27 protein-coding genes and 5 tRNA genes are annotated in these 25,642 nt (G+C 51.5%); 18 read left to right on the top strand and 14 right to left on the bottom strand.

From position 1 onward, the window contains the following. Positions 1-86: 86 nt before the first annotated feature. The 3 genes from GFB57_RS10110 to GFB57_RS10100 all read left to right on the top strand — a co-directional run bounded on the left by GFB57_RS10110 (position 87) and on the right by GFB57_RS10100 (position 1,193). Positions 87-386, top strand: coding sequence for a metalloregulator ArsR/SmtB family transcription factor (locus tag GFB57_RS10110; RefSeq protein WP_003037247.1), 300 nt, complete (start codon positions 87-89; stop codon positions 384-386). 9 nt (positions 387-395) lie between these two features. Beyond that, a complete protein-coding gene (locus GFB57_RS10105; protein ID WP_003037250.1) occupies positions 396-923 on the top strand; it encodes a rhodanese family protein in 528 nt (175 codons plus the stop codon). A gap of 90 nt (positions 924-1,013) precedes the next feature. After that, the gene (locus tag GFB57_RS10100; protein WP_003037253.1) at positions 1,014-1,193 is read left to right on the top strand and encodes a hypothetical protein; all 180 of its coding nucleotides are present in this window, start codon (positions 1,014-1,016) and stop codon (positions 1,191-1,193) included. 36 nt (positions 1,194-1,229) lie between these two features. On the opposite strand, the gene stpA is transcribed toward GFB57_RS10100, so the two are convergent. Beyond that, on the bottom strand, positions 1,230-1,631 hold the full coding sequence (gene stpA / locus GFB57_RS10095; protein ID WP_003037256.1) for a DNA-binding protein StpA: 402 nt from the start codon (positions 1,629-1,631) through the stop codon (positions 1,230-1,232). Positions 1,632-2,188: 557 nt separating this feature from the next. Between stpA and alaE the strand changes: the two genes are divergently transcribed. Further along, positions 2,189-2,638, top strand: a complete 450-nt coding sequence (gene alaE, locus GFB57_RS10090; RefSeq protein ID WP_003037259.1) for an L-alanine exporter AlaE — start codon at positions 2,189-2,191, stop codon at positions 2,636-2,638. A 36-nt stretch (positions 2,639-2,674) separates the two neighbouring features. On the opposite strand, the gene GFB57_RS10085 is transcribed toward alaE, so the two are convergent. Continuing rightward, the gene (locus GFB57_RS10085) at positions 2,675-3,025 is read right to left on the bottom strand and encodes a DUF2002 family protein (protein ID WP_003037262.1); all 351 of its coding nucleotides are present in this window, start codon (positions 3,023-3,025) and stop codon (positions 2,675-2,677) included. 248 nt (positions 3,026-3,273) lie between these two features. After that, positions 3,274-4,608, bottom strand: coding sequence for a PLP-dependent aminotransferase family protein (locus tag GFB57_RS10080; RefSeq protein WP_003037264.1), 1,335 nt, complete (start codon positions 4,606-4,608; stop codon positions 3,274-3,276). Positions 4,609-4,698: 90 nt separating this feature from the next. Between GFB57_RS10080 and GFB57_RS10075 the strand changes: the two genes are divergently transcribed. The 14 genes from GFB57_RS10075 to emrB all read left to right on the top strand — a co-directional run bounded on the left by GFB57_RS10075 (position 4,699) and on the right by emrB (position 18,867). Continuing rightward, positions 4,699-5,130, top strand: coding sequence for a carboxymuconolactone decarboxylase family protein (locus GFB57_RS10075; RefSeq protein WP_003037267.1), 432 nt, complete (start codon positions 4,699-4,701; stop codon positions 5,128-5,130). 279 nt (positions 5,131-5,409) lie between these two features. Next, positions 5,410-5,655 (top strand): glutaredoxin-like protein NrdH, encoded by a 246-nt coding sequence (gene nrdH / locus GFB57_RS10070; RefSeq protein WP_003037270.1) that lies wholly within the window; start codon positions 5,410-5,412, stop codon positions 5,653-5,655. Beyond that, entirely contained in the window at positions 5,652-6,062 is a 411-nt protein-coding gene (gene nrdI, locus GFB57_RS10065; RefSeq protein ID WP_003037273.1) for a class Ib ribonucleoside-diphosphate reductase assembly flavoprotein NrdI, read from the top strand. The genes nrdH and nrdI overlap by 4 nt, the downstream gene beginning before the upstream one ends. After that, entirely contained in the window at positions 6,035-8,179 is a 2,145-nt protein-coding gene (gene nrdE / locus GFB57_RS10060; protein ID WP_290366967.1) for a class 1b ribonucleoside-diphosphate reductase subunit alpha, read from the top strand. The genes nrdI and nrdE overlap by 28 nt, the downstream gene beginning before the upstream one ends. Positions 8,180-8,189: 10 nt before the next feature. Then, positions 8,190-9,149: a class 1b ribonucleoside-diphosphate reductase subunit beta gene (gene nrdF / locus GFB57_RS10055; RefSeq protein ID WP_290366966.1), complete on the top strand. Its 960-nt coding sequence runs from the start codon at positions 8,190-8,192 to the stop codon at positions 9,147-9,149. A 354-nt stretch (positions 9,150-9,503) separates the two neighbouring features. Beyond that, on the top strand, positions 9,504-10,706 hold the full coding sequence (gene proV / locus GFB57_RS10050; protein WP_003037282.1) for a glycine betaine/L-proline ABC transporter ATP-binding protein ProV: 1,203 nt from the start codon (positions 9,504-9,506) through the stop codon (positions 10,704-10,706). Next, positions 10,699-11,763, top strand: a complete 1,065-nt coding sequence (gene proW, locus GFB57_RS10045; RefSeq protein ID WP_003037285.1) for a glycine betaine/L-proline ABC transporter permease ProW — start codon at positions 10,699-10,701, stop codon at positions 11,761-11,763. Before proV ends, proW begins: the two co-directional genes overlap by 8 nt. 68 nt (positions 11,764-11,831) lie before the next feature. Further along, on the top strand, positions 11,832-12,827 hold the full coding sequence (proX, locus tag GFB57_RS10040; RefSeq protein WP_003037288.1) for a glycine betaine/L-proline ABC transporter substrate-binding protein ProX: 996 nt from the start codon (positions 11,832-11,834) through the stop codon (positions 12,825-12,827). A gap of 191 nt (positions 12,828-13,018) precedes the next feature. After that, a complete protein-coding gene (locus tag GFB57_RS10035; protein ID WP_003037289.1) occupies positions 13,019-14,203 on the top strand; it encodes an MFS transporter in 1,185 nt (394 codons plus the stop codon). 122 nt (positions 14,204-14,325) lie between these two features. Then, positions 14,326-15,063, top strand: coding sequence for an AzlC family ABC transporter permease (locus GFB57_RS10030; protein ID WP_003037292.1), 738 nt, complete (start codon positions 14,326-14,328; stop codon positions 15,061-15,063). Further along, complete coding sequence (ygaH, locus tag GFB57_RS10025) at positions 15,053-15,388, top strand: L-valine transporter subunit YgaH (RefSeq protein WP_003037297.1); 336 nt, start codon at positions 15,053-15,055, stop codon at positions 15,386-15,388. Before GFB57_RS10030 ends, ygaH begins: the two co-directional genes overlap by 11 nt. 90 nt (positions 15,389-15,478) lie before the next feature. Next, positions 15,479-16,009, top strand: coding sequence for a multidrug efflux transporter EmrAB transcriptional repressor EmrR (gene emrR, locus GFB57_RS10020; RefSeq protein ID WP_003037300.1), 531 nt, complete (start codon positions 15,479-15,481; stop codon positions 16,007-16,009). Positions 16,010-16,139: 130 nt separating this feature from the next. Then, a complete protein-coding gene (gene emrA, locus GFB57_RS10015; RefSeq protein ID WP_003037303.1) occupies positions 16,140-17,312 on the top strand; it encodes a multidrug efflux MFS transporter periplasmic adaptor subunit EmrA in 1,173 nt (390 codons plus the stop codon). Positions 17,313-17,328: 16 nt separating this feature from the next. Next, complete coding sequence (gene emrB, locus GFB57_RS10010) at positions 17,329-18,867, top strand: multidrug efflux MFS transporter permease subunit EmrB (protein ID WP_003037306.1); 1,539 nt, start codon at positions 17,329-17,331, stop codon at positions 18,865-18,867. Between the two features lie 48 nt (positions 18,868-18,915). Here emrB and GFB57_RS10005 read toward each other — a convergent pair whose 3' ends face one another. The 11 genes from GFB57_RS10005 to csrA all read right to left on the bottom strand — a co-directional run bounded on the left by GFB57_RS10005 (position 18,916) and on the right by csrA (position 25,408). Beyond that, the gene (locus GFB57_RS10005; RefSeq protein ID WP_003037309.1) at positions 18,916-20,283 is read right to left on the bottom strand and encodes a carbohydrate porin; all 1,368 of its coding nucleotides are present in this window, start codon (positions 20,281-20,283) and stop codon (positions 18,916-18,918) included. A gap of 346 nt (positions 20,284-20,629) precedes the next feature. Continuing rightward, entirely contained in the window at positions 20,630-21,145 is a 516-nt protein-coding gene (gene luxS / locus GFB57_RS10000) for an S-ribosylhomocysteine lyase (RefSeq protein ID WP_003037312.1), read from the bottom strand. 149 nt (positions 21,146-21,294) lie between these two features. Continuing rightward, positions 21,295-22,851 carry a glutamate--cysteine ligase gene (gene gshA, locus GFB57_RS09995; protein WP_003037314.1) on the bottom strand — a complete coding sequence of 519 codons (1,557 nt, stop codon included), beginning with the start codon at positions 22,849-22,851 and terminating at the stop codon, positions 21,295-21,297. Positions 22,852-22,928: 77 nt separating this feature from the next. Further along, a complete protein-coding gene (locus GFB57_RS09990) occupies positions 22,929-23,357 on the bottom strand; it encodes a YqaA family protein (protein ID WP_003037317.1) in 429 nt (142 codons plus the stop codon). Further along, positions 23,354-23,920, bottom strand: coding sequence for a fructose-1-phosphate/6-phosphogluconate phosphatase (gene yqaB / locus GFB57_RS09985; RefSeq protein WP_003037319.1), 567 nt, complete (start codon positions 23,918-23,920; stop codon positions 23,354-23,356). Before yqaB ends, GFB57_RS09990 begins: the two co-directional genes overlap by 4 nt. 247 nt (positions 23,921-24,167) lie before the next feature. Then, a tRNA-Arg gene (locus GFB57_RS09980) sits at positions 24,168-24,244 on the bottom strand. A 171-nt stretch (positions 24,245-24,415) separates the two neighbouring features. After that, positions 24,416-24,492 (bottom strand) — tRNA-Arg (locus GFB57_RS09975). A 39-nt stretch (positions 24,493-24,531) separates the two neighbouring features. Next, positions 24,532-24,608: transfer RNA gene (locus GFB57_RS09970), tRNA-Arg, on the bottom strand. Positions 24,609-24,698: 90 nt separating this feature from the next. Then, positions 24,699-24,775 (bottom strand) — tRNA-Arg (locus GFB57_RS09965). Between the two features lie 3 nt (positions 24,776-24,778). Next, positions 24,779-24,871, bottom strand: a tRNA-Ser gene (locus GFB57_RS09960). Positions 24,872-25,222: 351 nt separating this feature from the next. Then, entirely contained in the window at positions 25,223-25,408 is a 186-nt protein-coding gene (gene csrA, locus GFB57_RS09955; RefSeq protein WP_000906486.1) for a carbon storage regulator CsrA, read from the bottom strand. Positions 25,409-25,642: the final 234 nt, after the last annotated feature.

Genomic DNA, 25,642 nt, shown 5'->3' with positions numbered 1-25,642 from the left:
TTTTACCCTCCTTTACGCTCTTTACGCTGGCGTACGTTGGTTGTTTATTTTAGAATATGCTTAATTTAGATTGTGCTTAAATACATATGACTGAACTTGAACAACTCCAGGCCAGCGCAGAACAAGCTGCCGCCCTGCTAAAAGCGATGAGTAACCCGAAACGGTTGCTGATTTTGTGCATGCTCTGCGGTTCACCCGGTACCAGCGCAGGCGAGTTAGCCCGTGTTACCGGCCTTAGCCCTTCCGCCACTTCCCAGCATCTGGCGCGTATGCGTGAAGAAGGTCTGATAGAAAGCCAGCGCGATGCCCAGCGCATCCTCTACTCCATTAAAAATGCGGCCGTGAATTCGCTGATCGCCACATTAAAAACACTGTATTGCCCATAAGGAGCCATCATGACTATTGGGACGATTTCCCCGCGCGAGGCGCAGACACTGGTCGCGCAAGGTGCAAAACTGATTGATATCCGCGACGCTGACGAGTATCTGCACGAGCATATTCCTGAGGCTCATCTGGCGCCGTTGTCCGCGCTTGAACAGGGATCGCTGCCTGCGAATTTACGCGCCGAGCAGGTGATTTTTCACTGCCAGTCAGGCAAACGTACACAAAATGCGGCAACAAAACTGAGCGCCATTGCTGCGCCCGCGCAGGTCTGGCTGCTGGAAGGTGGAATTGACGGCTGGAAAGCCGCAGGGTTGCCGGTGACGAAAGACAGTTCACAACCGTTACCGCTGATGCGTCAGGTGCAGATAGCCGCGGGTAGCCTTGCCTTACTCGGTGTTATTCTGGGTTACGCCGTCAGCAGTGCTTTCTTCCTGCTGAGCGGTTTTGTCGGGGCCGGGCTGATTCTCGCTGGCGTGACCGGCTTTTGCGGCATGGCGCGTCTGCTGGACAAAATGCCCTGGAACCGACGTACTCATTAAGCGGTAATCATTGAAACAACACTGTACCCGCCGGTTGACGTGATCTATGGTGAGTTCTGCGATAAATGATAAATAAAGGAGCGCAACAATATGTTTAAACCTGGCGATCTGGTTCAACCGCGTATGGGCGGTCCAAAACTGAAGGTTGTTGAAGTCAATGACGATCAAATTGTGGCGGTACAAGCCAGTAATGAAAACGGTGATAAATTCACGCTGAAAGCAGCTGATGTCACGCGATATACCGAAGAGGGTGATTTCGGCGTTTGCTGAAAATAAGCGGTGAGGATCTCCTCACCGCCTTCGTAATTAGATCAAAAAGTCATCAAGAGATTTACCGGCAGCCAGCGCCTGGGCAATTGGCTTCGGTGTGCGACCTTGCCCAGTCCATGTTTTCGTTTCACCATTGAGATCGATAAAACGATATTTCGCCGGGCGCGGTTGGCGTTTTTTAACTGAACGTGTCGTAGCCGGTGTTATGCTCAGCAGCTCCTCCGGGCTAATCCCGTCTGCCTGCATCTGCGCCAGCAAGGCATTAATTTTTGCCTGCTGTTCTGCGCGTTGGCGCTGTAGCTGTTCTTCTTCATCGCGCCGTTCTTTGGTCACTACCCTGAATTTTTCAAGCATATCTTCCAGTACATCAACGGAAAATTCACGAGCCATTGCACGCAGCGAGCGGATATTATTTAAGTTTTTTAACATTGAACTCATATTAACAAAACCTCTTTAACGTAAAACATAAAAACGGTATTACGCTAAATATTGTATGCAACTGATTATTATATTTCCAGTCTAATTTATTCACAGGTCATTAAACAAATAGCCAACTCTGATATTTATAGCATCCATTCTGCTATCGCTCAGACAATATATTCTATTACCCTGATTTCAGCTTTGAATATACCTGCAAGGTATCTCAGCGCGTCACTTAAGAAACAGGCCACAGCATCGCGTGGAACCAACGAGTATACATATTGCACATCAGTCAACATTCAGAAAAGGAGCGCAAAAAATTCAGAAAAACAAGCAAAAATAACTCTTTGATCTAAAAGAATTTTAATTAACACAGCAACGAAAACACCAAAACGAACAAAAAACAAACCATTGCAGAGCATTTTATCGACAAAAAGGCAATAAATAAAAATTTTAAGCTAGTTGCTAGTTATTATCCAGGCAGATATCCTATTAAAACACGAAAGCAGCAAGACAAATCACTAGCAGTTAAGGTATTCAAAACCTTTTTCCCCCTTTTTACAAGGAGCATTAACATGTTCTCTCCGCAGTCACGCTTGCGTCATGCAGTAGCAGACACGTTCGCGATGGTTGTTTATTGTTCTGTCGTGAACATGTTGATCGAAATATTCCTTTCTGGAATGAGCTTCGAACAGTCGCTGTATTCCAGATTAGTCGCTATCCCTGTCAACATACTGATCGCGTGGCCATACGGCATGTACCGTGATTTGTTCATGCGCGCGGCGCGTAAAGCCACGCAGGCAGGATGGGCAAAAAATCTGGCGGATGTGCTGGCTTATGTCACCTTCCAGTCGCCGGTGTATGTGATTATTCTGCTGACGGTTGGCGCGGACTGGCACCAGATTACGGCTGCAGTAAGTTCGAACATCGTGGTGTCAATGCTGATGGGCGCTGTCTATGGCTACTTTCTTGATTATTGCCGCCGCTTGTTTAAGGTCAGCAGCTATCATCAGGCTAAAGCCTGACACGCTTCTTTGCGACTGGCACTGCCAGTCGCGTTATTAGTTAGAATTAACGTCGCCAAACAACCCACTCAGATAACGCTCCAGCGCAATTCGCGAGCTAAAGCCGTGCGGAATACCATAATGTTCGTGTGTCTCACCGGCTAAATACAGTGGGAATTGCTGATAATGATCGCAGGTTTTAATATCCGTCGCTGGTTCTGCCAGCGAAGAGCTGCGCTCTTTTAGCGTGGGATGGATAATTAATGCGGTACGTCCCATGCGTGCTTCACGGTTAACGTACACATAATTTTCGCCACGACGATAGCCGTACGTTTTCTGCGTCACTACATCAACGGTAAAGCCCACTTTTTCAAGTACGCGCGCCACCTCATCAGGTCGTAAATACATATTATTTTCCTCGTTATCTTTTACTGCGGGCTTACCTTACCTGATTCAGCATTAGCAACGCTTTCAGAAAAGTCCATAAACGGGTGGCGATGGTGGGACGCATATCGTAAGAACCTTATATACCCTAAATAATTCGAGTTGCAGGAAGGCGGCAAGGGAGCGAATCCCCAGGAGCTTACTAAAGTAAGTGACTGGGGTGAACGAACGCAGCCAACGCACATGCAACTTGAAGTATGACGGGTATAGATTTATGTCAGCGCCATCCGCAGTTGGTACGCCGCCTGTTGCGCCATTTCCGCCGAGCTGATATTGGTAAATGACAGCAATATTCCCCCCTTTCCTTCTGACGTTATTCGCCAGCGGCTTAACGCCTGAACAGCTAACCCGGCCTGATTCGCTTTGCGCACCAGCGCAATATCATCTCCGTCCACACTCATCACCAGTTGAATCCCACCTTCCTGAGGAATGACGCTAAATCCTTGTTCGGTCAGGGCGTTTTCCATCCATTGTCGTCGTTCGGCATAATGTTGTCGCATACGTTTTAAGTGTCGCCAGAAGTGGCCGTCTCGCATAAAATCCGCCAGCGTTTGCTGCCATAGAACCGGAACGCTACAGGCCGTTAGCGCCGCTTGTTGGCGAAAGTGTTCAACCTGGGTCAGGGGCACCACCAGCCATGCCGTACGCAAAGCCGGAAACATCGATTTGCTGAACGTTCCGGCATAAATCACCCGCTGGGGCGCATCCAGACTTTTTAGCGGCGGCAACGGCTTACCGTGGTAACGAAATTCACTGTCATAATCATCTTCGATTACCCACGCCTGCGCACGAGTCGCCCACTCCAGCAACTGGTGGCGACGGTCTAAAGACAGTGCTACCCCCAGTGGGCTTTGATGTGCGGGAGTGAGCAGTACAAAACGCGCCTGCGGGTAGTCGCGGATCCCGGCGCTGACATCCAGACCATCGGCATCCACCGCTACCGGCTTCAACTCAATGCGTTCTTGAGCCACCACAGGCCGAATCAGCGGAAAGCCGGGATCTTCGACCCACATTCCCTCTCCGGGATGCGCCAGAGCGCGCAGGATTAGCGTCATTGATGCCGCATAGCCTGAAGTGATAAAAATCTGCTCTGGCTGGCATTCAATGCTGCGTGAGACCCGCAGGTAATCCACAATCGCCTGACGTAACGCCCGCTCGCCACACACATCGCCCACCGCCAGATCAAAACGCGTTTGGGTGCGTAAACGCCGTCCCATCACCCGCGCCCAGACTTCGCGCGGAAAAAGATCGAGTGCGGGTAATCCCATCTGAAAAGTTTGCGGTCTGGGATTTTCTCCGGCAAAAATGGCAGGAGAAGCAGGTGCCCTTTCTGGTCGCAGTTGCTCACTGACAAACGTTCCTGCCTGTCCACGCCGCGCGAGCCAGCCCTGCGCCACCAGCTCTGCATAGGCATTTTCCACCGTCGAGCGTGATACTCCCAGCTCCTGGGCCCAGGTCCGACTGGAGGGCAATCTGGTACCGGGCTTGAGTTCACCTTTCTCAATTGCGTTTTTTAACTGACGGGCGATTTGCTGATAGCGTGGCATTTATGGTCTGCTTTTTTGGCAACAATATGGCTCTCTGTAGCAGTCCATTATAGTGCTACATTGCGGGTCATCCAAACGAGGAGAAATACCATGACCATGTTACGCCAGCCCTATTATGAACTCAGCCCTGAAATCTATAACGCTCTGGTTCAGGCAAGCAAAGCGCTGGAGAATTGCGCGCTGGAACCTACGCTGACGGAACTGATTTACCTGCGGGTCTCGCAAATCAACGGCTGCGCCTTTTGTCTGGAAATGCACAGTAAAGCACTGCGCAAATCCGGAGTTGCGCAGGCCAAACTGGATGCGCTGGCAGGCTGGCGGGTGAGTCACCACTTCAGCGAGCAGGAACGTGCGGCGCTGGCGTGGGCCGAATCGGTCACTCAAATTGCCACTAGTCACGCCGAAGATGACGTTTATCTGCCGCTGCTCGACCATTTCAGCGCGAAAGAGATTAGCGACCTGACATTTGCCATTAGCCTGATGAACTGCTTTAACCGCCTGGCGGTGGGGATGCGCATGTGATTCTGCGCTTCCGGATGGCGGCATAAACGCCTTATCCGGCCTGGGAAGTGCTTTCCTGTAGGCCGGATTAGACGCGACGCGCGCCATCCGGCAACCTGCGATGGTACATATCACTTCCCCTGCCATGCCCATAACCCAGCCCATCATCAATCTAAAATTCCCATATCTTGTATGGTTGAATCTTTTTAAAACTACATCTAGTATCTTTCCTATCAGGACACACACAACCCGACGCCCTCTATCGCGCCGATCTTTTATTTTTAAATGGAAATACGAATCATGCGTATTATTATTTACACTCGCAATAACTGTGTTCAGTGTCATGCCACCAAACGGGCAATGGAAAGCCGTGGTTTTGACTTTGAGATGGTAAACGTCGATTTACAGCCCGATTTGGCTGATAACCTGCGCGATCAAGGGTTTCGCCAGTTACCGGTCGTAGTCGCGGGTGAAACCAGTTGGTCAGGGTTTCGCCCGGACATGATCAACCGTCTGCATCCGGAACACCGTGTGGCCAGCGCATGAGTCAGCTCGTCTACTTCTCCAGCAGCTCAGAAAATACGCACCGCTTTATGCAGCGTCTGGGGCTGCCTGCCATCCGCATTCCGCTTAACGAACGCGAGCCGATCCGAGTAGACGAACCTTACATATTAATCGTGCCGTCCTACGGCGGCGGCGGCACTGCTGGCGCGGTCCCAAGACAGGTGATCCGCTTTTTAAACGATACACACAACCGGGCGTTAATCCGTGGAGTGATCGCCTCCGGCAATCGTAATTTCGGTGACGCCTACGGTCGCGCGGGTGATGTCATCTCACAAAAATGCGGCGTGCCGTGGCTCTATCGCTTTGAGCTGATGGGCACCCAAAGCGATATCGACAACGTTCGAAAAGGAGTGAGCGAATTTTGGCAACGACAACCGCAGAACGTGTAATGCAGCCAACGCTGGATTATCACGCCCTGAACGCCATGCTGAATCTGTATGATAAAGCCGGGCGCATTCAGTTCGACAAAGACCATCAGGCGGTGGAGGCCTTCTTTGCCGCACACGTCCGCCCCAACTCGGTGGCGTTTGCCAGCCAGCAGGAGCGCCTGGAAACGTTGGTGGATGAAGGCTATTACGATGCCAGCGTGTTAGCCCGCTACGATCGCGCGTTCGTGCTGAAGCTATTCGCCCACGCCCACGCCAGCGGATTCCGTTTCCAGACGTTCCTCGGCGCATGGAAGTTCTACACCAGCTATACGTTGAAAACGTTCGACGGTAAGCGCTATCTCGAAGACTTTGAGGATCGGGTAACGATGGTGGCACTCACGCTGGCGCAGGGCGATGAAGCACTCGCGATGCAACTGACCGATGAAATGCTCTCCGGGCGCTTTCAGCCCGCCACGCCAACCTTTTTAAACTGCGGTAAACAGCAACGCGGCGAGCTGGTCTCCTGCTTCCTGTTTCGTATTGAAGACAACATGGAGTCTATTGGTCGGGCGGTCAACTCCGCACTTCAGCTCTCCAAACGCGGCGGCGGCGTGGCATTTTTGCTCTCCAACCTGCGCGAGTCAGGTGCGCCCATTAAACGCATTGAGAACCAGTCCTCTGGGGTGATCCCGGTAATGAAAATGCTGGAAGATGCGTTTTCTTATGCGAATCAACTCGGGGCACGTCAGGGCGCAGGCGCGGTGTATCTGCACGCACACCATCCGGATATTTTACGTTTTCTCGATACCAAGCGCGAAAACGCCGACGAGAAAATCCGCATCAAAACGCTCTCGCTTGGCGTGGTGATCCCCGACGTCACCTTCCGGCTAGCGAAAGAAAATGCCCGGATGGCACTGTTCTCACCGTATGACGTGGAACGGATTTACGGCAAACCGTTCGGTGATATCGCCGTGAGTGAGCGGTATGACGAACTGGTGGCCGACGAACGCGTGCGCAAAAAATACATTAACGCCCGCGAATTCTTCCAGCGGCTGGCCGAGATCCAGTTTGAGTCTGGTTATCCTTACATCATGTTTGAAGATACGGTGAATCGCGCCAATCCGATTGCCGGTCGGATCAATATGAGCAACCTGTGCTCGGAGATTTTGCAAGTTAACAGTGCCTCCACCTACGATGAAAATCTCAATTACGAGCAGATCGGGCACGATATCTCCTGCAATCTCGGCTCCTTGAACATTGCCCATACCATGGATTCACCCGATTTTGGTCGTACCGTGGAAACGGCGGTTCGCGGCTTAACCGCCGTTTCGGACATGAGCCACATCCGCAGCGTGCCTTCGATCGACGCCGGGAACAGCGCGTCGCACGCGATTGGTCTTGGGCAGATGAATCTGCACGGGTATCTGGCGCGGGAAGGGATCGCCTACGGCTCGTCGGAAGGGCTGGATTTCACCAATCTCTATTTCTACACCATCACATGGCATGCGCTGAATACGTCAATGAAGATCGCTCGCGAGCGGGGTCAAACCTTTGCCGGATTCAAACAGTCACGCTACGCCAGCGGCGAGTATTTTAACCAGTATCTGCAGAGCGACTGGCAGCCAAAAACCGACAAGGTCCGCACACTGTTTGCCGCCAGCGGCATTACGCTACCGACGCGCGAGATGTGGGCACAACTGCGTGAAGATGTGATGCGCTACGGTATTTATAACCAGAATTTACAGGCGGTTCCGCCCACCGGTTCTATCTCCTACATCAACCATGCCACGTCAAGCATTCACCCGATCGTGTCGAAAGTGGAGATTCGCAAAGAGGGCAAAACCGGGCGCGTTTACTACCCTGCCCCGTTTATGACCAATGAGAATCTGGCCTTGTATCAGGATGCCTACGAGATCGGTCCACAAAAAATCATTGATACCTACGCTGAAGCAACGCGACATGTCGATCAGGGGCTTTCACTGACGCTCTTTTTCCCCGATACCGCCACCACGCGCGATATCAACAAAGCGCAGATTTACGCCTGGCGTAAGGGCATCAAATCCTTGTACTACATCCGACTACGCCAACTGGCGCTGGAAGGCACCGAAATCGAAGGCTGCGTGTCATGCGCGCTGTAAGGAGGAGAAAATGACATTATCCCGCGTGAGCGCCATCAACTGGAACAAGATTGAAGATGATAAAGATCTTGAGGTATGGAACCGTCTGACCAGTAACTTCTGGCTCCCGGAAAAGGTCCCGCTCTCCAATGACATTCCGGCCTGGCAAACGTTGAACGCAGCCGAACAGCAGCTAACAATCCGCGTTTTTACCGGGCTGACGCTGCTCGACACCATTCAGAATGTTGCCGGAGCACCAGCGTTAATGACTGATTCGTTAACACCGCATGAAGAGGCGGTGCTGTCGAATATCAGCTTTATGGAGGCGGTGCACGCCCGTTCCTATAGCTCTATTTTCTCCACCCTTTGCCAGACCAAAGATGTGGATGCAGCTTACACCTGGAGTGAAGAAAATACCCCACTCCAGCGCAAGGCGCAGATCGTTTTGGCACATTACGCCAGCGACGAACCGTTGAAGAAAAAAATAGCCAGCGTGTTTTTGGAATCCTTCCTGTTCTATTCTGGCTTCTGGTTACCGATGTATTTCTCCAGTCGCGGTAAACTGACCAATACCGCCGATCTCATTCGTCTGATCATTCGTGATGAAGCGGTTCATGGGTATTACATTGGTTATAAATATCAAAAAGGTCTGGAGCATATTTCCGAATCAGCACGCGAAGAGTTAAAGCATTTTGCCTTTGACCTGTTGATGGAATTGTATGATAACGAAGCGCGTTATACGGAAGAATTGCATGCAGAGACCGGCTGGGTGGATGACGTCAAAGCCTTCCTTTGTTACAACGCCAATAAGGCATTAATGAATTTGGGATATGAGGCGCTATTTCCGCCTGAAATGGCGGAGGTTAACCCGGCAATCCTTGCCGCGCTGTCGCCCAACGCTGACGAAAACCACGATTTCTTCTCGGGTTCCGGTTCATCCTATGTGATGGGAAAAGCGGTCGAAACCGAAGATGACGACTGGAATTTCTAGCACTCATTTTCACGGGAAATACCGTACATTTTTCGCGGAAATATTTTAACAGGATCACACTTTTGTCGTGCAAATATAATTGTGTGATCTACACTCAATATCAGCCGCATTATTCGCCTGCATTCCAGCAATTCAGGCGATTTTTCATTGCCATTTACAAAAAATATTAAGCCGCTCACATTCGCGCTCAGCCCTTATATCATGGGAAGTCCCGCCACCTGGCCTTTGGCAATATTCATGCCACAACCAAATTCAGGGTTGTCTCAGATTCTCAGTATGTTAGGGTAGAAAAAGGTCACTATTTCCATCAGGTAATATATCGATATAAACAAATAACAGGAATCATTCTATTGCATGGCAATTAAATTAGAAGTTAAAAATCTCTATAAGATATTTGGAGAGCATCCGCAGAGAGCCTTCAAATATATTGAAAAAGGACTTTCAAAAGAGCAGATTCTGGATAAAACGGGGCTATCGCTTGGCGTTAAGAACGCCAGTCTGGCCATTGAAGAAGGCGAGATATTTGTCATCATGGGATTATCCGGTTCGGGTAAATCCACAATGGTACGCCTTCTCAATCGCCTGATTGAACCCACCCGCGGGCAGGTATTGATTGACGGCGTAGACATCGCCCGGATATCCGATGCTGAGCTTCGCGAGGTGCGCAGAAAAAAGATTGCGATGGTGTTCCAGTCCTTTGCCCTGATGCCGCACATGACGGTGCTGGACAATACGGCATTCGGCATGGAATTAGCCGGTGTTGGTGCGGATGAACGTCGTGAAAAAGCGTTAGATGCGCTACGTCAGGTTGGTCTGGAGAATTATGCTCACGGATATCCGGATGAACTTTCCGGGGGGATGCGTCAGCGTGTGGGCCTCGCCCGTGCATTAGCCATTAATCCTGACATCTTATTAATGGATGAGGCCTTCTCAGCCCTCGATCCATTAATTCGTACTGAGATGCAGGATGAACTGGTAAAACTACAGGCGAAGCATCAGCGCACCGTGGTCTTTATATCGCATGATCTCGACGAAGCTATGCGTATTGGCGACAGAATTGCCATTATGCAAAACGGTGAAGTGGTCCAGGTCGGCACGCCGGATGAAATCCTGAATAATCCAGCCAATGATTATGTACGCACCTTCTTCCGTGGCGTTGATATTAGCCAGGTCTTCAGTGCGAAAGATATTTCACGCCGTAGCCCCGAAGGTTTAATTCGTAAAACGCCCGGGGTGGGTCCACGTTCGGCGCTGCAATTATTGCAGGACAAAGATCGCGAATATGGTTACGTGATCGAACGCGGCAATAAATTCGTTGGCGTTGTTTCAATCGACTCCTTAAAAACAGCGTTAAGTCAGGCGCAAGGTATTGAAGCGGCATTGATCGATGAGCCGTTAGCCGTAGATGCACAAACTCCTCTCAGCGAGTTGCTTTCTCATGTCGGCCAGGCCCCGTGCGCGGTGCCGGTTGTTGATGAGGAACAGCAGTATGTGGGCGTCATTTCAAAACGCATGCTGTTACAGGCTTTAGATCGTGAGGGGGTAAACAATGGCTGATCAAACTAATCCGTGGGATACCACACCAGCGGCCGACAGCGCCGCACAAACTGCCGATGCCTGGAGCACGCCATCCGGTGCGCCCACTGATGGCGGTGGCGCGGACTGGCTGACCAGCGCCCCCGCGCCGGCACCAGAGCATTTCAATATTATGGATCCGTTCCATAAAACGCTGATCCCGCTGGACAGCTGGGTCACAGAGGGGATCGACTGGGTCGTTACCCATTTCCGTCCAGTCTTCCAGGGCATTCGTGTCCCGGTGGATTACATTCTCAACGGTTTTCAACAGCTGCTGTTAGGTATGCCAGCCCCGGTGGCGATTATCCTGTTCGCGCTGATTGCCTGGCAAATTTCCGGCGTTGGGATGGGCGTTGCTACGCTGATTTCCTTGATTGCCATCGGTGCCATCGGCGCGTGGTCGCAGGCCATGATAACCCTGGCGCTGGTGTTGACCGCGTTGCTGTTCTGCGTGGTGATCGGTCTGCCGATGGGGATCTGGTTGGCGCGCAGTCCACGGGCAGCAAAAATTGTTCGCCCGCTGCTGGACGCCATGCAAACCACACCCGCGTTTGTCTATCTGGTGCCGATTGTCATGTTGTTCGGTATTGGTAACGTCCCGGGCGTAGTGGTGACGATTATCTTCGCCCTGCCGCCAATCGTACGTCTGACTATTCTGGGAATTAACCAGGTGCCAGCCGATCTGATTGAAGCCTCGCGTTCGTTTGGTGCCAGCCCGCGTCAGATGCTGTTTAAAGTGCAGCTCCCGCTGGCAATGCCCACCATTATGGCCGGGGTTAACCAGACGCTGATGCTGGCGCTCTCAATGGTCGTCATCGCGTCGATGATTGCCGTGGGCGGGCTGGGTCAGATGGTTCTGCGCGGAATTGGTCGTCTGGATATGGGGCTTGCCACCGTCGGCGGAGTTGGAATTGTGATCCTCGCCATCATTCTGGATCGCCTGACGCAGGCCGTTGGTCGCGATTCGCGTAGCCGTGGCAACCGTCGCTGGTACACCACTGGTCCCGTTGGGCTTATCACTCGCCCTTTCACGAAGTAATTCACCCGTTGCCCGGTGGCGCATTGCTTACCGGGCCTACACGTCCCTCCAATAATTAAGGAACAACGATGCGACAGAAAGCAATTATTGCCACAGCGTTTGCCACCCTTGTCTCCACCAGCACTTTCGCTGCCGACCTGCCGGGCAAAGGCATCACCGTACAGCCAATCCAGAGCACTATCTCTGAAGAATCCTTCCAGACGCAGTTAGTCGCTCGTGCGCTGGAGAAACTGGGTTACACCGTTAACAAAACCAGCGAAGTTGACTACAACGTCGGCTATACCTCCATTGCCTCTGGCGATGCAACTTTTACCGCCGTGAACTGGCAGCCGCTGCATGATGATATGTACGCCGCGGCGGGCGGAGACAAAAAGTTTTATCGCGAGGGGGTATTCGTTACGGGTGCCGCACAGGGTTATCTGATCGACAAAAAAACCGCTGAGCAGTACAAAATCACCAATATCGCCCAGTTAAAAGATCCGAAGATCGCCAAAATCTTTGACACCAACGGTGACGGAAAAGCCGATATGATGGGCTGTTCACCAGGCTGGGGTTGTGAAGCAGTAATCAACCACCAGAACAAAGCTTTTGATTTGGAAAAAACCGTCGAAGTCAGCCACGGTAACTACGCAGCAATGATGGCTGACACCATTACCCGCTTCAAAGAAGGTAAACCCATTCTTTACTACACCTGGACACCGTACTGGGTCAGCGACGTAATGAAGCCGGGTAAAGATGTGGTCTGGCTGCAGGTGCCGTTCTCTTCCCTGCCAGGCGAGCAGAAAGATATTGATACCAAGCTGCCAAACGGTGCCAACTACGGCTTCCCGGTGAACACGATGCATATTGTCGCCAATAAAGCCTGGGCGGAGAAAAACCCGGCTGCGGCGAAACTGTTTGCCATCATGAAGCTGCCGCTGGCGGATATCAACGCGCAAAACGCAATGATGCACGACGGGAAAGCGTCTGAAGCCGACGTGCAGGGTCACGTTGACGGCTGGATCAAAGCCCACCAGCAGCAGTTTGACGGCTGGGTGAACGAAGCGCTGGCCGCGCAGAAATAACCCACTCGTAGGCCTGATGAGCGTAGCGTCATCAGGCACAATAACCATACCAATGCCGGATGGTGGCGCGATGCGCCTTATCCGGCCTATCCACCCTCCTCCAATCGCACAATCCATCACTCAACAAATCAGCAACATTTAATCACTTCCGTTATGATTGTTTTCTGCAATCCATTATTCAGTTGAAAACCATGACGAAAACAACTCAGGGACTTAGCCCTTCGCTAATCCTGTTAATGTCTATCGCCACCGGCCTCGCCGTCGCCAGTAACTATTATGCGCAGCCGCTGCTCGACACCATCGCGCGCAACTTTTCGCTCTCTGCCAGTACCGCAGGGTTTATCGTCACCTCGGCCCAGCTCGGCTACGCCGCCGGCCTGCTGTTCTTAGTGCCGCTCGGCGATATGTTTGAACGCCGGATGCTGATTGTCTCCATGACGCTGTTAGCGGCTGGTGGCATGCTGATCACCGCCAGCAGCCAGTCGCTGGGTATGCTGATCCTCGGTACAGCCCTGACCGGGCTGTTCTCGGTAGTGGCACAGATTTTAGTTCCGCTGGCGGCAACGCTTGCCACACCGGACAAGCGCGGTAAGGTCGTCGGCACGATTATGAGCGGCCTGCTGCTAGGTATTCTACTGGCACGCACCGTGGCGGGATTACTGGCGAATCTTGGCGGCTGGCGCACCGTATTTTGGGTCGCATCAGTATTAATGGCGCTGATGGCAGTTGCACTGTGGCGCGGCCTGCCGAAGATGAAATCCGATACCCATCTCAACTATCCGCAGCTGTTAGGCTCCGTATTCAGCCTGTTTATTCACGATAAATTGCTGCGTACCCGCGCGATGCTGGGATGCCTGACTTTTGCCAATTTCAGTATTCTGTGGACCTCGATGGCGTTTTTGCTCGCCGCGCCGCCGTTTAACTATTCGGAAGGAATGATTGGTCTGTTCGGTCTGGCGGGTGCCGCAGGGGCGTTAGGCGCACGTCCGGCGGGCGGTTTTGCCGATAAAGGTAAATCCCACCTGACCACAACTATGGGGCTGCTATTACTGCTGCTCTCCTGGCTTGCTATTTGGTTTGGGCACGCTTCAGTCCCCATGCTGATTATCGGTATTCTGGTGTTGGACCTCACCGTTCAGGGAGTGCACATCACCAACCAGACGGTTATCTATCGCATTCATCCTGACGCGCGTAATCGCCTGACAGCCGGATACATGACCAGCTATTTTATTGGCGGAGCGGCAGGTTCGCTGATTTCAGCCTCTGCCTGGCAGCATGCCGGGTGGGCTGGCGTTTGTCTGGCAGGTACGACCGTTGCCATACTCAACCTGTTGGTCTGGTGGCGAGGTTTTCACCGTCAGGAAGCCGTAAATTAAGCGTATAACGCATGTTTACCGCTGATTGGGCTCCACAGGGTGTTAAGGAGCCCATCAGTCTGCTAAGGTTATAACTCATTGAACCAAGTTATATTAATTTCGGTAATGAAACCTATAACCCTATGGAAAGCCCTGTACCCCAGTCTGAATCCAGTTCGGCAACGTTAACGGAAGGATTCAAAGACAGCCTGCCAATTGTTATCAGCTATATTCCGGTCGCTTTTGCATTTGGTCTCAATGCCACTCGCCTTGGCTTTACGCCGGTTGAAGGCGTCTTTTTCTCCTGCATTATCTATGCGGGAGCCAGCCAGTTTGTCATTACCACCATGCTCGCCGCAGGCAGTTCGCTGTGGGTCGCCGCGCTGACCGTCATGGCCATGGATGTCCGTCATGTTTTGTACGGCCCTTCCCTGCGTAGTCGGATCGCCCAGCGACTGAGTAAACCCAAAAGCGCGCTGTGGGCTTTTGGCCTTACCGATGAAGTCTTTGCCGCTGCAACGGCGAAACTGGTACGGGATAACCGGCGCTGGAGTGAAAACTGGATGATCGGCATTGCGCTATGCTCCTGGGTCTCCTGGGTGTTTGGTACGGTGCTCGGCGCGTTTTCCGGCAGTGGTTTACTCAAAGATTACCCGGCGGTTGAAGCGGCACTGGGCTTCATGCTCCCGGCGCTGTTTATGAGCTTCCTGCTCGCGTCATTCCAACGAAAACAGGCGCTCTGCGTGACTGCGGCCCTGGCCGGGGCGCTGGCTGGCGTCATGCTGTTTTCCATCCCTGCCGCTATCCTTGCAGGTATTGTCTGTGGATGCCTGACGGCGCTCATCCAGTCATTTTGGCAAGGAGGTCCTGATGAGCTATGAAGTTCTGCTACTTGGCCTGTTGGTCGGCTGCGTAAATTACTGTTTTCGCTATTTGCCGCTCCGTCTTGGGGTCGGCAATGTTCGCCCGACGAAGCGCGGCGCGACGGGCATATTACTCGACACTATTGGCATTACATCAATTTGCGCCCTGCTGGTGGTGTCTACCGCGCCAGAAGTGATGCACGACGCTCGTCGGTTCGTGCCTACTCTGGTGGGGTTTGTCATACTGGGTGCAAGCTTCTATAAGACCCGCAGCATCATCATTCCAACGTTACTGAGTGCTCTGGGCTATGGATTAGCCTGGAAAATGCTGGTTGTCTTATAGATAAAAACAATCATTTTAAATTAATAATACATTTACTTTATTTGTCACTGTCGTTACTATATCGGCTGAAATTAATGAGGTTATACCCAAATGGATAGTTCGTTTACGCCCATTGAACAAATGCTAAAATTTCGCGCCAGCCGCTACGAAGAGTTCCCTTATCAGGAAGTGCTTCTGACTCGTCTATGCATGCACATGCAGGGCAAGCTGCTGGAAAATCGCAATAAGATGCTGAAAGCTCAAGGGATTAACGAGACGTTGTTTATGGCGTTGATTACGCTGGAGTCTCAGGAAAACCACAGTATTCAGCCTTCTGAACTGAGTTGTGCGCTTGGCTCGTCACGTACTAACGCTACCCGCATCGCGGATGAGTTAGAAAAACGTGGCTGGATCGAACGTCGCGAAAGCGATAACGATCGCCGCTGTCTGCATCTGCAATTGACCGAGAAAGGCCATGCATTTTTGCAAGAGGTGTTACCGCCTCAGCATAATTGCCTGCACCAGCTCTGGTCGTCTCTTAGCACCACCGAAAAAGATCAGCTTGAGCAAATTACCCGTAAACTTCTGACCCGTCTTGATCAGATGGAGCAGGATGGAGCGGTGTTAGAAGCGCTGCGCTAAGGCGTCGACTCGCTCAGAAATCCAGATTTATAAATGAAAAAACCGACAGGCCAGCACGCATACTGCTGGCCTGTCTGATAAACAGGTCGGCTCAGCCGATGTGAATAAAAAGAAGATCGTGGAGAACAACATGAGCGCAAATGCGGAGACTCAAACCCCGCAGCAACCGGTCAAGAAGAATGGCAAACGTAAAAGTCTGCTTCTCCTTCTGACCTTGCTCTTTATTATCATTGCCGTGGCATATGGGATTTATTGGTTTTTAGTACTGCGTCATTACGAAGATACAGACGATGCGTACGTGGCAGGGAACCAGGTTCAAATCATGGCGCAGGTATCAGGCAGCGTGACGAAAGTCTGGGCTGATAACACTGACTTTGTAAAACAAGGCGATGTGCTGGTCACCCTCGACCAGACAGATGCCAAACAGGCATTTGAAAAAGCCAAAACTGCGCTGGCCTCCAGCGTGCGTCAGACGCACCAGTTGATGATCAACAGCAAGCAGTTACAGGCCAACATTGAAGTGCAGAAAACAGCTCTGGCGCAGGCACAAAGCGATTTTAATCGCCGAGTCCCGCTGGGCAACGCCAACCTGATTGGCCGCGAAGAGCTGCAACATGCGCGTGATGCCGTCGCCAGCGCTCAGGCTCAGCTTGATGTCGCAATCCAACAATATAATGCTAACCAGGCAATGATTCTCGGCAGCAAGCTGGAAGATCAACCCGCCGTACAACAGGCCGCCACCGAAGTGCGCGATGCCTGGCTGGCGCTGGAACGTACCAGAATTGTCAGCCCAATGACCGGTTATGTATCCCGCCGCGCCGTACAGCCTGGTGCGCAGATTAGCCCAACCACGCCGTTAATGGCGGTTGTTCCGGCCACCAACCTGTGGGTGGATGCCAACTTCAAAGAAACACAGCTCGCCCACATTCGTATTGGTCAACCCGCGACGGTTGTCAGCGATATTTATGGCGATGACGTGAAATATACCGGTAAAGTTGTCGGCCTCGATATGGGAACGGGCAGCGCCTTCTCCTTGCTGCCAGCACAAAACGCGACCGGGAACTGGATCAAAGTCGTCCAGCGTCTGCCGGTGCGTATCGAACTGGATGCGCAGCAGCTGGCACAGCATCCTCTGCGGATCGGTTTGTCTACGCTGGTTACAGTCGATACTTCCAATCGTGACGGACAAATTCTGGCAAGCCAGGTCCGCACCACGCCGGTATCAGAAAGTAATGCACGTGAAATCGACCTTGCTCCGGTCAATAAGATGATCGAAGAGATCGTGCGGGCCAACGCGGGCTAATTCAAAGGTGCGTGTGATGCAACAGCAAAAACCGCTGGAAGGCGCGCAGCTCGTGATAATGACGATCGCGCTGTCCCTGGCGACATTCATGCAGGTGCTGGACTCCACCATTGCTAACGTGGCGATCCCCACTATCGCCGGGAACCTCGGCTCTTCATTGAGCCAGGGAACCTGGGTGATCACCTCATTCGGGGTAGCGAACGCTATCTCTATTCCGATCACCGGCTGGCTGGCAAAACGCTTTGGCGAAGTAAGACTCTTTATGTGGTCAACTATCGCCTTCGTCATTGCGTCATGGGCATGCGGGATGTCCACCAGCCTGAACATGCTGATTTTCTTCCGCGTAATCCAGGGTATTGTCGCCGGTCCATTAATTCCGCTGTCACAGAGCCTGTTGCTGAATAACTATCCACCCGCCAAGCGTTCCATCGCCCTCGCGCTATGGTCGATGACGGTGATTGTTGCCCCGATATGTGGTCCTATTCTGGGGGGCTATATCAGCGACAACTATCACTGGGGCTGGATATTTTTTATCAACGTGCCAATCGGGGCTGCGGTGGTATTGATGACCCTGCAAACCCTGCGCGGTCGGGAAACCAAAACCGAGCAGCGGCGCATTGACGCCATTGGTCTGGCACTGCTGGTCATCGGTATCGGCAGTTTACAGATTATGCTCGACCGCGGCAAAGAGCTGGACTGGTTCGCCTCGCAGGAGATTATCATCCTGACGGTGGTCGCCGTGGTTGCTATCAGCTTCCTGATCGTCTGGGAGCTTACCGACGAGCACCCCATTGTCGATCTCTCGCTGTTTAAATCGCGTAACTTTACCATCGGCTGCCTGTGTATTAGCCTGGCCTATATGCTCTACTTCGGTGCCATCGTCTTGCTGCCGCAGCTGTTGCAGGAGGTATACGGCTATACGGCAACCTGGGCTGGTCTGGCGTCCGCACCGGTAGGGATTATTCCGGTGATCCTGTCGCCAATTATCGGCCGCTTCGCGCACAAGCTGGATATGCGTCGGCTGGTGACGTTCAGTTTTATTATGTACGCCGTCTGTTTCTACTGGCGTGCGTGGACGTTCGAGCCGGGTATGGACTTTGGCGCATCGGCCTGGCCGCAGTTTATTCAGGGGTTCGCAGTAGCCTGCTTCTTTATGCCGCTGACGACCATTACGCTGTCCGGTTTACCGCCTGAGCGTCTGGCGGCTGCATCGAGCTTGTCTAACTTTACGCGAACGCTGGCCGGCTCTATTGGTACATCGATTACAACAACGATGTGGACTAACCGTGAGTCGCTGCACCATGCTCAGCTAACGGAATCTGTTAACCCCTACAACCCAAATGCACAGGCTATGTACGATAAGCTGCAGGATTTAGGGATGACGCACCAGCAGGCGTCAGGGTGGATAGCTCAGCAGATCACTAATCAGGGTCTGATTATTTCCGCCAACGAAATCTTCTGGATGTCGGCGGGGATCTTCCTGGTTTTGCTTGGTCTGGTATGGTTCGCTAAACCGCCCTTCGGCGCGGGCGGCGGCGGCGGTGGAGCGCACTAACTCTCTGATAAAAGGGATCTGCGGATCCCTTTTTTATTGTGGCCAGCATCAGAAAAAATATTTGAATCTCAGGCGTCCACCGTAACGTGCATCTTCGCTGTTGTCGCCATTGTTCGGATCGGCCTCAACCCATGAGGCATAAGCACCGAGATAGATATTAAAGTTTTTCATATCCATCACATTGGGGAATAAATATGAGGCATGAATAGTGTGAATGTCATAATTGCCGGGATCGGTGATCCAGCAATCGTTCTCACAAACGGCATCTATATTGGTAGCATTGAAGGCTTCGATTTTGTTATGCGCATAGATATAGCCCAGTTCGAATCGATGCCACAACGCGTTCACCCCAGCGGTAAAATCGGTCTCATCGGTCGCGTCCATATAAGCAGTATTCAGGTTAATCACCGCGCCGTCTTCCGCATCGGTTTTTTGTCCGTCCCAGGTCATGGTAAAACCATACCCCGTACGATCGGACTGATCGATCCACTTCCCGTTCTCATAATAGCCGTAGGCGTTGTTAACGACGTTACTTTCCATCGCCACTGCCGTCGAGAAACGCCCGTTTTGCCAGGCGATCACCGGGCGCACGTAAGCCACGTTTTTATCATTGGTTAAGTCCATCCCGTGGTACTGCTTCTCGGTATAGAGCGTACTGCCATTTTCCATCAATGTATTCACTTCAAAATACCAGTTATCGATGGTTTTACTGATCAGGAAATTACCGCCGCTGTCGCTACGTCCACGCCCCTCTTTCATCATATAAATATAGCCATAACCATCACTGTAAAGATCATTCGCCGTATTACCTGAATATTCAATAAACGTATCCTGATTCAGCGGGAACATATCGTACGCTTCAAAACGTCCGACCTTAATTTGCCAGTCTTTTTCCTGACCAAAAAAGAACACTGCATCATCGAGATTCATTTTTCCGGTCAGGTCTGCCAGCGGCTGAACTGAGAAGCCGGCGAAATTACCGTTGTTCAGTCGTTGGTAGCCATCAAACCCTAATAGCAGACGCCCGTTGATATCCCAACGTTCATTCGTTCCCGGCGCCCAATCTTTATTTGCCGAAGTTCTGGTTGATGTCAGACTACCAGAGCGGCTTGCCGCATCCATATTAAACTCAACGTCGCCATAGAACTTGATATCGCTAAAACCGGATAGCGTTAACTTGGGTGGATTTTTCGTAGAGGCGGAGGGTTCAGCAGACTGTACTTGCACCGTCGGCGCTGCAGCTACCTGCTGCTGCCTCAGCGAGCGAATTTGCGATTCAGCATCTGCGGCTCGCTGTTCGGCATTAATCACGCGCTGCTCCAGTTCGACAAGACGCTGTTCAATAGCGGTATTTGCTGCCCAAAGGTTATGCGAAAAGCAAGCGCCGACCACAAGCGCTAAATATTTCACCTTCATTTTTTATCCCTAAAGTTTAATGTATACCAGATAAGATTTGATAAAAACCCCATCCACCAGCGATGAAAAGAGTCTTTTTATTACCTGGATACCTGGCGTATTCCATTATGTTTTTCTATTAATTATTTATGTTTTTTGATTTATGTGATCGGTGTGGGCTGGCATCGTTAATTATCCATTATTTTCTGTTTACCAGATCACGTTTTATTATTTAACAGGTCACCCATTAATTAACTGAAATTATATTCCTGTCGTAAATATAATAGATATAGATTATATGACGAAATAAAAAACCCCGGACATAAACCGGGGTTAATTTAAATACTGGAACAGCTAATCAATAAGACTAAATATGCAGTTCCTGCAATTTCTCTTTCGGCAGCGCCAGCTCTTCATTGCTGTTCACGCGTACATCCCGCTCCAGAATATGACGCGCGATATCCTGTGCTTCGCTAAGAGAGTGCATCTGATACGTACCGCACTGGTAAACGTTCAGCTCCGGGATCTGGTTCTGATCCTGTACTTTCAGCACGTCCGCCATTGCCGCTTTCCACGCATCGGCAACACGCTGCTCGTCCGGCGTACCAATCAGGCTCATGTAGAAGCCGGTACGGCATCCCATCGGAGAGATATCAATAATCTCAACGCCATTACCGTTCAGGTGGTTACGCATAAAACCTGCAAACAGGTGCTCCAGCGTATGGATACCTTTCTCAGGCATGACTTCTTTGTTCGGAATGCAGAAACGCAGATCAAACACGGTGATTGCGTCGCCATGCGGGGTATTCATCGTTTTTGCAACCCGGACTGCGGGAGCTTCCATCCGGGTGTGATCGACAGTAAAACTATCTAACAACGGCATTTAGCCACCTCCGATAAATTTTTTAAAAATAATCTGAACTCTTTGTTCCGGGGCGAGTCTGAGTATATGAAAGACGCGCATTTGTTATCATCATCCCTGTTTTCAGAGATGAAATTTTGGCCACTCCCGAGTGGCCTTTTTCTTTTGTATCAAGCGTGCTTTTCCAGCCACACGCTAAACGGCTCAGTATCAGCCGCTTCTATCTCCTGCTGACGACGCTTCGAAGCCTCGGTTTCAGCAATAAATTCAGCTTCCTGCAATATTTCTAATGGCTCTTCACGCAGCAGATTTCGGTAAGCCTCACCCAGCGCTTTGCCCGTACCGCCAATGCCTTCATCAATCATAGACCGTAGGATCCGGGCAGAGAAAGTCAGTTCAGGATTGTCAAAACAGACAACCAGTTCATCACAGACCTTCTGATACTCCTCTCCCCCATCGATGCTGTCCAGCGTTTGTGCCACGCGTTTCAGATCGCGGAACAAATCTTTCCCAACCTTAGGCAGCGGGAACTGGGCTGTTTCACAGCCAATACCTAACGTCAGTCCAGGCTTACGCCCTTCGAGAATCACACGGTTCCAGTTTTTACGCGTACACAGCAATTCATCACTGCTCATTTCCGGGGCATCGGCCAGCGCACACCAGACCATAAACAAATCGAGGAAGCGCACCTGCTGCTCGTCCACGCCGATCGGTGAGAACGGGTTGATATCCAGCGAGCGTACTTCGATGTACTCGATACCGCCACGCAGAAGCGCATCAGATGGTGTTTCACCACGACGAGTGACGCGTTTCGGACGAATAGGCGCATACAGCTCATTTTCAATCTGCAGAACGTTGCTGTTGATTTGCAGACGCTTACCGTCTTTCTCCAGACCGATCGCTGCGTACTCCTCGGAGGGCGTTTTAATCGCGCGCTTTAATCCTGCCACATACTCATGCAAATCGTTAAACGTAATTCCAAGATTGCTTTGCGACTTATTGGTATAGCCCAAATCACTCAGACGCAACGAGGTCGCGTACGGCAGGTAGTACATCCCGCAGTCGGTTTTTTCAAACGGCAGGGTTGTTGGTTTTCCTTGCAGGAATGAGGAACAAATGGCCGGAGAGGCGCCAAACAGATACGGGATCACCCAACCAAAACGGTAGTAGTTGCGAATCAGACGGAAGTAGCCCGCAGAGATCTTCTCTTTAGCATCTTCGCCTTCGGTTACGCCGCACTTCGCCTGCCAGAAAGCCATTGGCAGCGAGAAGTTGTAGTGTACGCCTGAGATAGTCTGCATCAACGCACCGTAACGGTTTTTAAGGCCTTCACGGTACAGCGTCTTCAGGCGACCGGTGTTCGACGTGCCGTACTGCGCCAGTTCGATATCCTGGCCTTCGGCAATATAGCAAGGCATGCTCAACGGCCACATACGCTCGTCGCCCAGGTTTCTGGCGGTATAACGATGCAGGTCGCGCATGAATGTGAGCATTTTCTCAATGTCATCGCCTGGCGGAGTGATAAATTCCAGCAGCGCTTCGGCAAAGTCAGTAGTTATCCATTTATGCGTTAGCGCTGAGCCTAACACCTCAGGATGGCCTGTCGTTGCTAATGACCCATCTGCATTAACACGCAGCGTTTCACGCTCCAGACCACGTTGAATCCCCTTTAACGCCTGAGGATGGTTTTCCAGCCAGGCCAGCGCCTGTGATACGTCCGGGATCAAATTGACCTCCCGCCTGTCAAAATCGTTTTAATTAGCATAATGGTATTGGTTACCCTGAAGGCTATCTCACAACACAATTAGTGCCACCACATAATGCCTTGCGTCGTAACCGCTGCGACAACAACATAGCGCAGCGCCTTGCCAAGGCATAAGAAAAAGAGAACTGGACCCCACGAGATGCGCATCCACCCGGCTAACAGGCACAATAAATCACCTACAACCGGCATCCAGCTTAATAATAGTGTGACAGCGCCATAGCGCTGCAGCCAGCCAGTGGCTTTTTCTTGCCAGCGCGATGTTTTACGCAAAGGAAAGAAACGCCCAAGGATAACGTTAGTTAACCCTCCAAGGCTATTACCCATTGTTGCTGTTAAGACTAAGACCCAGGGATGACTTATCCCGGAGACCAGCAAAGCAACTAAAACGACTTCAGAATTACCGGGTAATAGCGTGGCGCTGAGAAAACTGCTGGCAAACAGTGACAGGAGCGACAGTCCATCACTCACAATAACCGGACATCCACGGCGTCCATTCCCGCAGCGTGCGCCGCCTGTATTCCAAAATCGGCATCTTCAAACACGACGCAACGAGCCGGAATAACCCCCATACGTTCGGCACAAAGCAAAAACGTATCAGGAGCAGGTTTGTGGCGTTGTACGTGATCGGCTGCGACGACAGCATCAAAATAGCGACGCAGTCCAAGGTGAGCGAGCAGCGCTTCTGCAATTGCGCTTTCACTCCCCGTTCCTACCGCCATAGGCCGGCGACCATACCAGGCTTTCACGACGTCAACCAACGGTAGAGGCTGGACGCTATCCAGCAACATGCTTTTCACCTTGTCAGTTTTCTCGCGCGCTAAGGCATGGGGGTCAAGATCGGCATGATTCAATTCAATTACCGACTGGGCAATACGCCACGTTGGGGAGCCGTTGAGGGCGACCATGGCTTGTTCATCAAACCGCAGCCCATAATGCCCCAATACCTCATGCCACGCCTTACGGTGCGTTGGCTCAGTATCCAGGATGGTGCCATCCATATCAAAAATCAAACCCGCATAACGTTCGTACATCGTCTTCTCACAAGCCGAATGACCAGACGTTATTTTATCGTAATTGATTGATTTTGTCGCTGACAGCGAATTGAGGGGTGTTCAGAGAGTATGTGGAAATAATTTAAAGGGGGAGATGGTGCATCCGGGAGGATGACTCACTAGCGTTCGCCCTGCGGGCCGTTGCTGGAGCAACGTTATCCTTCCTGGTGCTCGCGATTATCTCGCAGACCATGAAACAACAGTTTTGCTGCTATCTCGGAGAAGATGGTGCATCCGGGAGGATTCGAACCTCCGACCGCTCGGTTCGTAGCCGAGTACTCTATCCAGCTGAGCTACGGATGCATCGGGAATTGCTGATTACTACTGATACTGCAAAGAAGATGGTGCATCCGGGAGGATTACTCGGCTGCGCCTCGCCCTGCGGGCCGTTGCTGAAGCAACGTTATTCTCCCTGGTACTGGCGATTATCTCGCAGACCATGAAACAACAGTTTTGCTGCTATCTCGGAGAAGATGGTGCATCCGGGAGGATTCGAACCTCCGACCGCTCGGTTCGTAGCCGAGTACTCTATCCAGCTGAGCTACGGATGCATCGGGAATTGCTGTTTACTACTGATACTGCGAAGAAGATGGTGCATCCGGGAGGATTCGAACCTCCGACCGCTCGGTTCGTAGCCGAGTACTCTATCCAGCTGAGCTACGGATGCATCAGGAAAACTTACTTACTGCAGATTTGATATCGCTACTAAAGTGATATCGATTTCCGTAACAACGCTAATGCGTTATTGCAGAGAAGATGGTGCATCCGGGAGGATTCGAACCTCCGACCGCTCGGTTCGTAGCCGAGTACTCTATCCAGCTGAGCTACGGATGCAAATGGCGGTGAGGCGGGGATTCGAACCCCGGATGCAGCTTTTGACCGCATACTCCCTTAGCAGGGGAGCGCCTTCAGCCTCTCGGCCACCTCACCAACACGCCTCTTGCGAGTGCTTCGAAGAACTTGTTTCTGCTCATCGTCGCTGCGTGGCGCACATATTACTTTCTGGGACTTATAAGTCAAACAATTTTTCCAGAGCTTTTATCGTTTGCACATTTCACGCGCAATTAGTCTGCAAAAACGGCAAAAAGAGTGTTTTATCAACAGATAAATTGGCAATTTCCTGAAGCAGTGAACAAACGGAAACTTCGTCGGGAAAGGCATTACGCCCAGTAGAATCGAAAAAATGGGGAGGACGAAGAAGAAAAGAGAAGAAAAGAAAAGAAAAGAAAAAGGGTGACTCAATCAGGTTGCGCCTCACCAGAAAGGTGAGACGCGAAAACCTTAGTAACTGGACTGCTGGGATTTTTCAGCCTGGATACGCTGGTAGATCTCTTCACGATGGACAGAAACTTCTTTCGGGGCGTTTACGCCAATGCGCACCTGGTTGCCCTTCACCCCTAAAACTGTCACGGTGACCTCATCGCCTATCATGAGGGTCTCACCAACTCGACGAGTCAGAATCAGCATTCTTTGCTCCTTGAAAGATTAAAAGAGTCGGGTCTCTCTGTATCCCGGCATTATCCATCATATAACGCCAAAAAGTAAGCGATGACAAACACCTAAGTGTAAGCAGTCACGGCATCACATTCTGTTAAACCTAAGTTTAGCCGATATACACAACTTCAACCTGACTTTATCATTGTCGATAGCGTTGATTCGCATGCCGTAACTTAGGGTTTCGGCATGCGCTGACGCTTATAG

Source organism: Citrobacter sp. S39, assembly GCF_009495675.1.
Lineage (GTDB): Bacteria > Pseudomonadota > Gammaproteobacteria > Enterobacterales > Enterobacteriaceae > Citrobacter > Citrobacter freundii.
Note: the sequence above shows the minus strand (reverse complement) of the source record. Positions and strands in the feature narration are given on the sequence as shown.

Excerpts from the sequence above, each read along its gene's own strand:
- nrdI (WP_003037273.1), top strand. The coding sequence starts at position 5,652 with ATGAGTCAGCTCGTCTACTTCTCCAGCAGCTCAGAAAATACGCACCGC.
- proX (WP_003037288.1), top strand. The coding sequence starts at position 11,832 with ATGCGACAGAAAGCAATTATTGCCACAGCGTTTGCCACCCTTGTCTCC.
- GFB57_RS10035 (WP_003037289.1), top strand. The coding sequence starts at position 13,019 with ATGACGAAAACAACTCAGGGACTTAGCCCTTCGCTAATCCTGTTAATG.
- alaE (WP_003037259.1), top strand. The coding sequence starts at position 2,189 with ATGTTCTCTCCGCAGTCACGCTTGCGTCATGCAGTAGCAGACACGTTC.
- emrR (WP_003037300.1), top strand. The coding sequence starts at position 15,479 with ATGGATAGTTCGTTTACGCCCATTGAACAAATGCTAAAATTTCGCGCC.
- GFB57_RS10080 (WP_003037264.1), bottom strand. The coding sequence starts at position 4,608 with ATGCCACGCTATCAGCAAATCGCCCGTCAGTTAAAAAACGCAATTGAG.
- ygaH (WP_003037297.1), top strand. The coding sequence starts at position 15,053 with ATGAGCTATGAAGTTCTGCTACTTGGCCTGTTGGTCGGCTGCGTAAAT.
- proV (WP_003037282.1), top strand. The coding sequence starts at position 9,504 with ATGGCAATTAAATTAGAAGTTAAAAATCTCTATAAGATATTTGGAGAG.
- GFB57_RS10030 (WP_003037292.1), top strand. The coding sequence starts at position 14,326 with ATGGAAAGCCCTGTACCCCAGTCTGAATCCAGTTCGGCAACGTTAACG.
- luxS (WP_003037312.1), bottom strand. The coding sequence starts at position 21,145 with ATGCCGTTGTTAGATAGTTTTACTGTCGATCACACCCGGATGGAAGCT.
- stpA (WP_003037256.1), bottom strand. The coding sequence starts at position 1,631 with ATGAGTTCAATGTTAAAAAACTTAAATAATATCCGCTCGCTGCGTGCA.
- nrdH (WP_003037270.1), top strand. The coding sequence starts at position 5,410 with ATGCGTATTATTATTTACACTCGCAATAACTGTGTTCAGTGTCATGCC.
- GFB57_RS10005 (WP_003037309.1), bottom strand. The coding sequence starts at position 20,283 with ATGAAGGTGAAATATTTAGCGCTTGTGGTCGGCGCTTGCTTTTCGCAT.
- GFB57_RS10105 (WP_003037250.1), top strand. The coding sequence starts at position 396 with ATGACTATTGGGACGATTTCCCCGCGCGAGGCGCAGACACTGGTCGCG.
- GFB57_RS10110 (WP_003037247.1), top strand. The coding sequence starts at position 87 with ATGACTGAACTTGAACAACTCCAGGCCAGCGCAGAACAAGCTGCCGCC.
- emrA (WP_003037303.1), top strand. The coding sequence starts at position 16,140 with ATGAGCGCAAATGCGGAGACTCAAACCCCGCAGCAACCGGTCAAGAAG.
- GFB57_RS10075 (WP_003037267.1), top strand. The coding sequence starts at position 4,699 with ATGACCATGTTACGCCAGCCCTATTATGAACTCAGCCCTGAAATCTAT.
- emrB (WP_003037306.1), top strand. The coding sequence starts at position 17,329 with ATGCAACAGCAAAAACCGCTGGAAGGCGCGCAGCTCGTGATAATGACG.
- proW (WP_003037285.1), top strand. The coding sequence starts at position 10,699 with ATGGCTGATCAAACTAATCCGTGGGATACCACACCAGCGGCCGACAGC.
- csrA (WP_000906486.1), bottom strand. The coding sequence starts at position 25,408 with ATGCTGATTCTGACTCGTCGAGTTGGTGAGACCCTCATGATAGGCGAT.
- GFB57_RS10085 (WP_003037262.1), bottom strand. The coding sequence starts at position 3,025 with ATGTATTTACGACCTGATGAGGTGGCGCGCGTACTTGAAAAAGTGGGC.
- GFB57_RS10100 (WP_003037253.1), top strand. The coding sequence starts at position 1,014 with ATGTTTAAACCTGGCGATCTGGTTCAACCGCGTATGGGCGGTCCAAAA.
- yqaB (WP_003037319.1), bottom strand. The coding sequence starts at position 23,920 with ATGTACGAACGTTATGCGGGTTTGATTTTTGATATGGATGGCACCATC.
- nrdF (WP_290366966.1), top strand. The coding sequence starts at position 8,190 with ATGACATTATCCCGCGTGAGCGCCATCAACTGGAACAAGATTGAAGAT.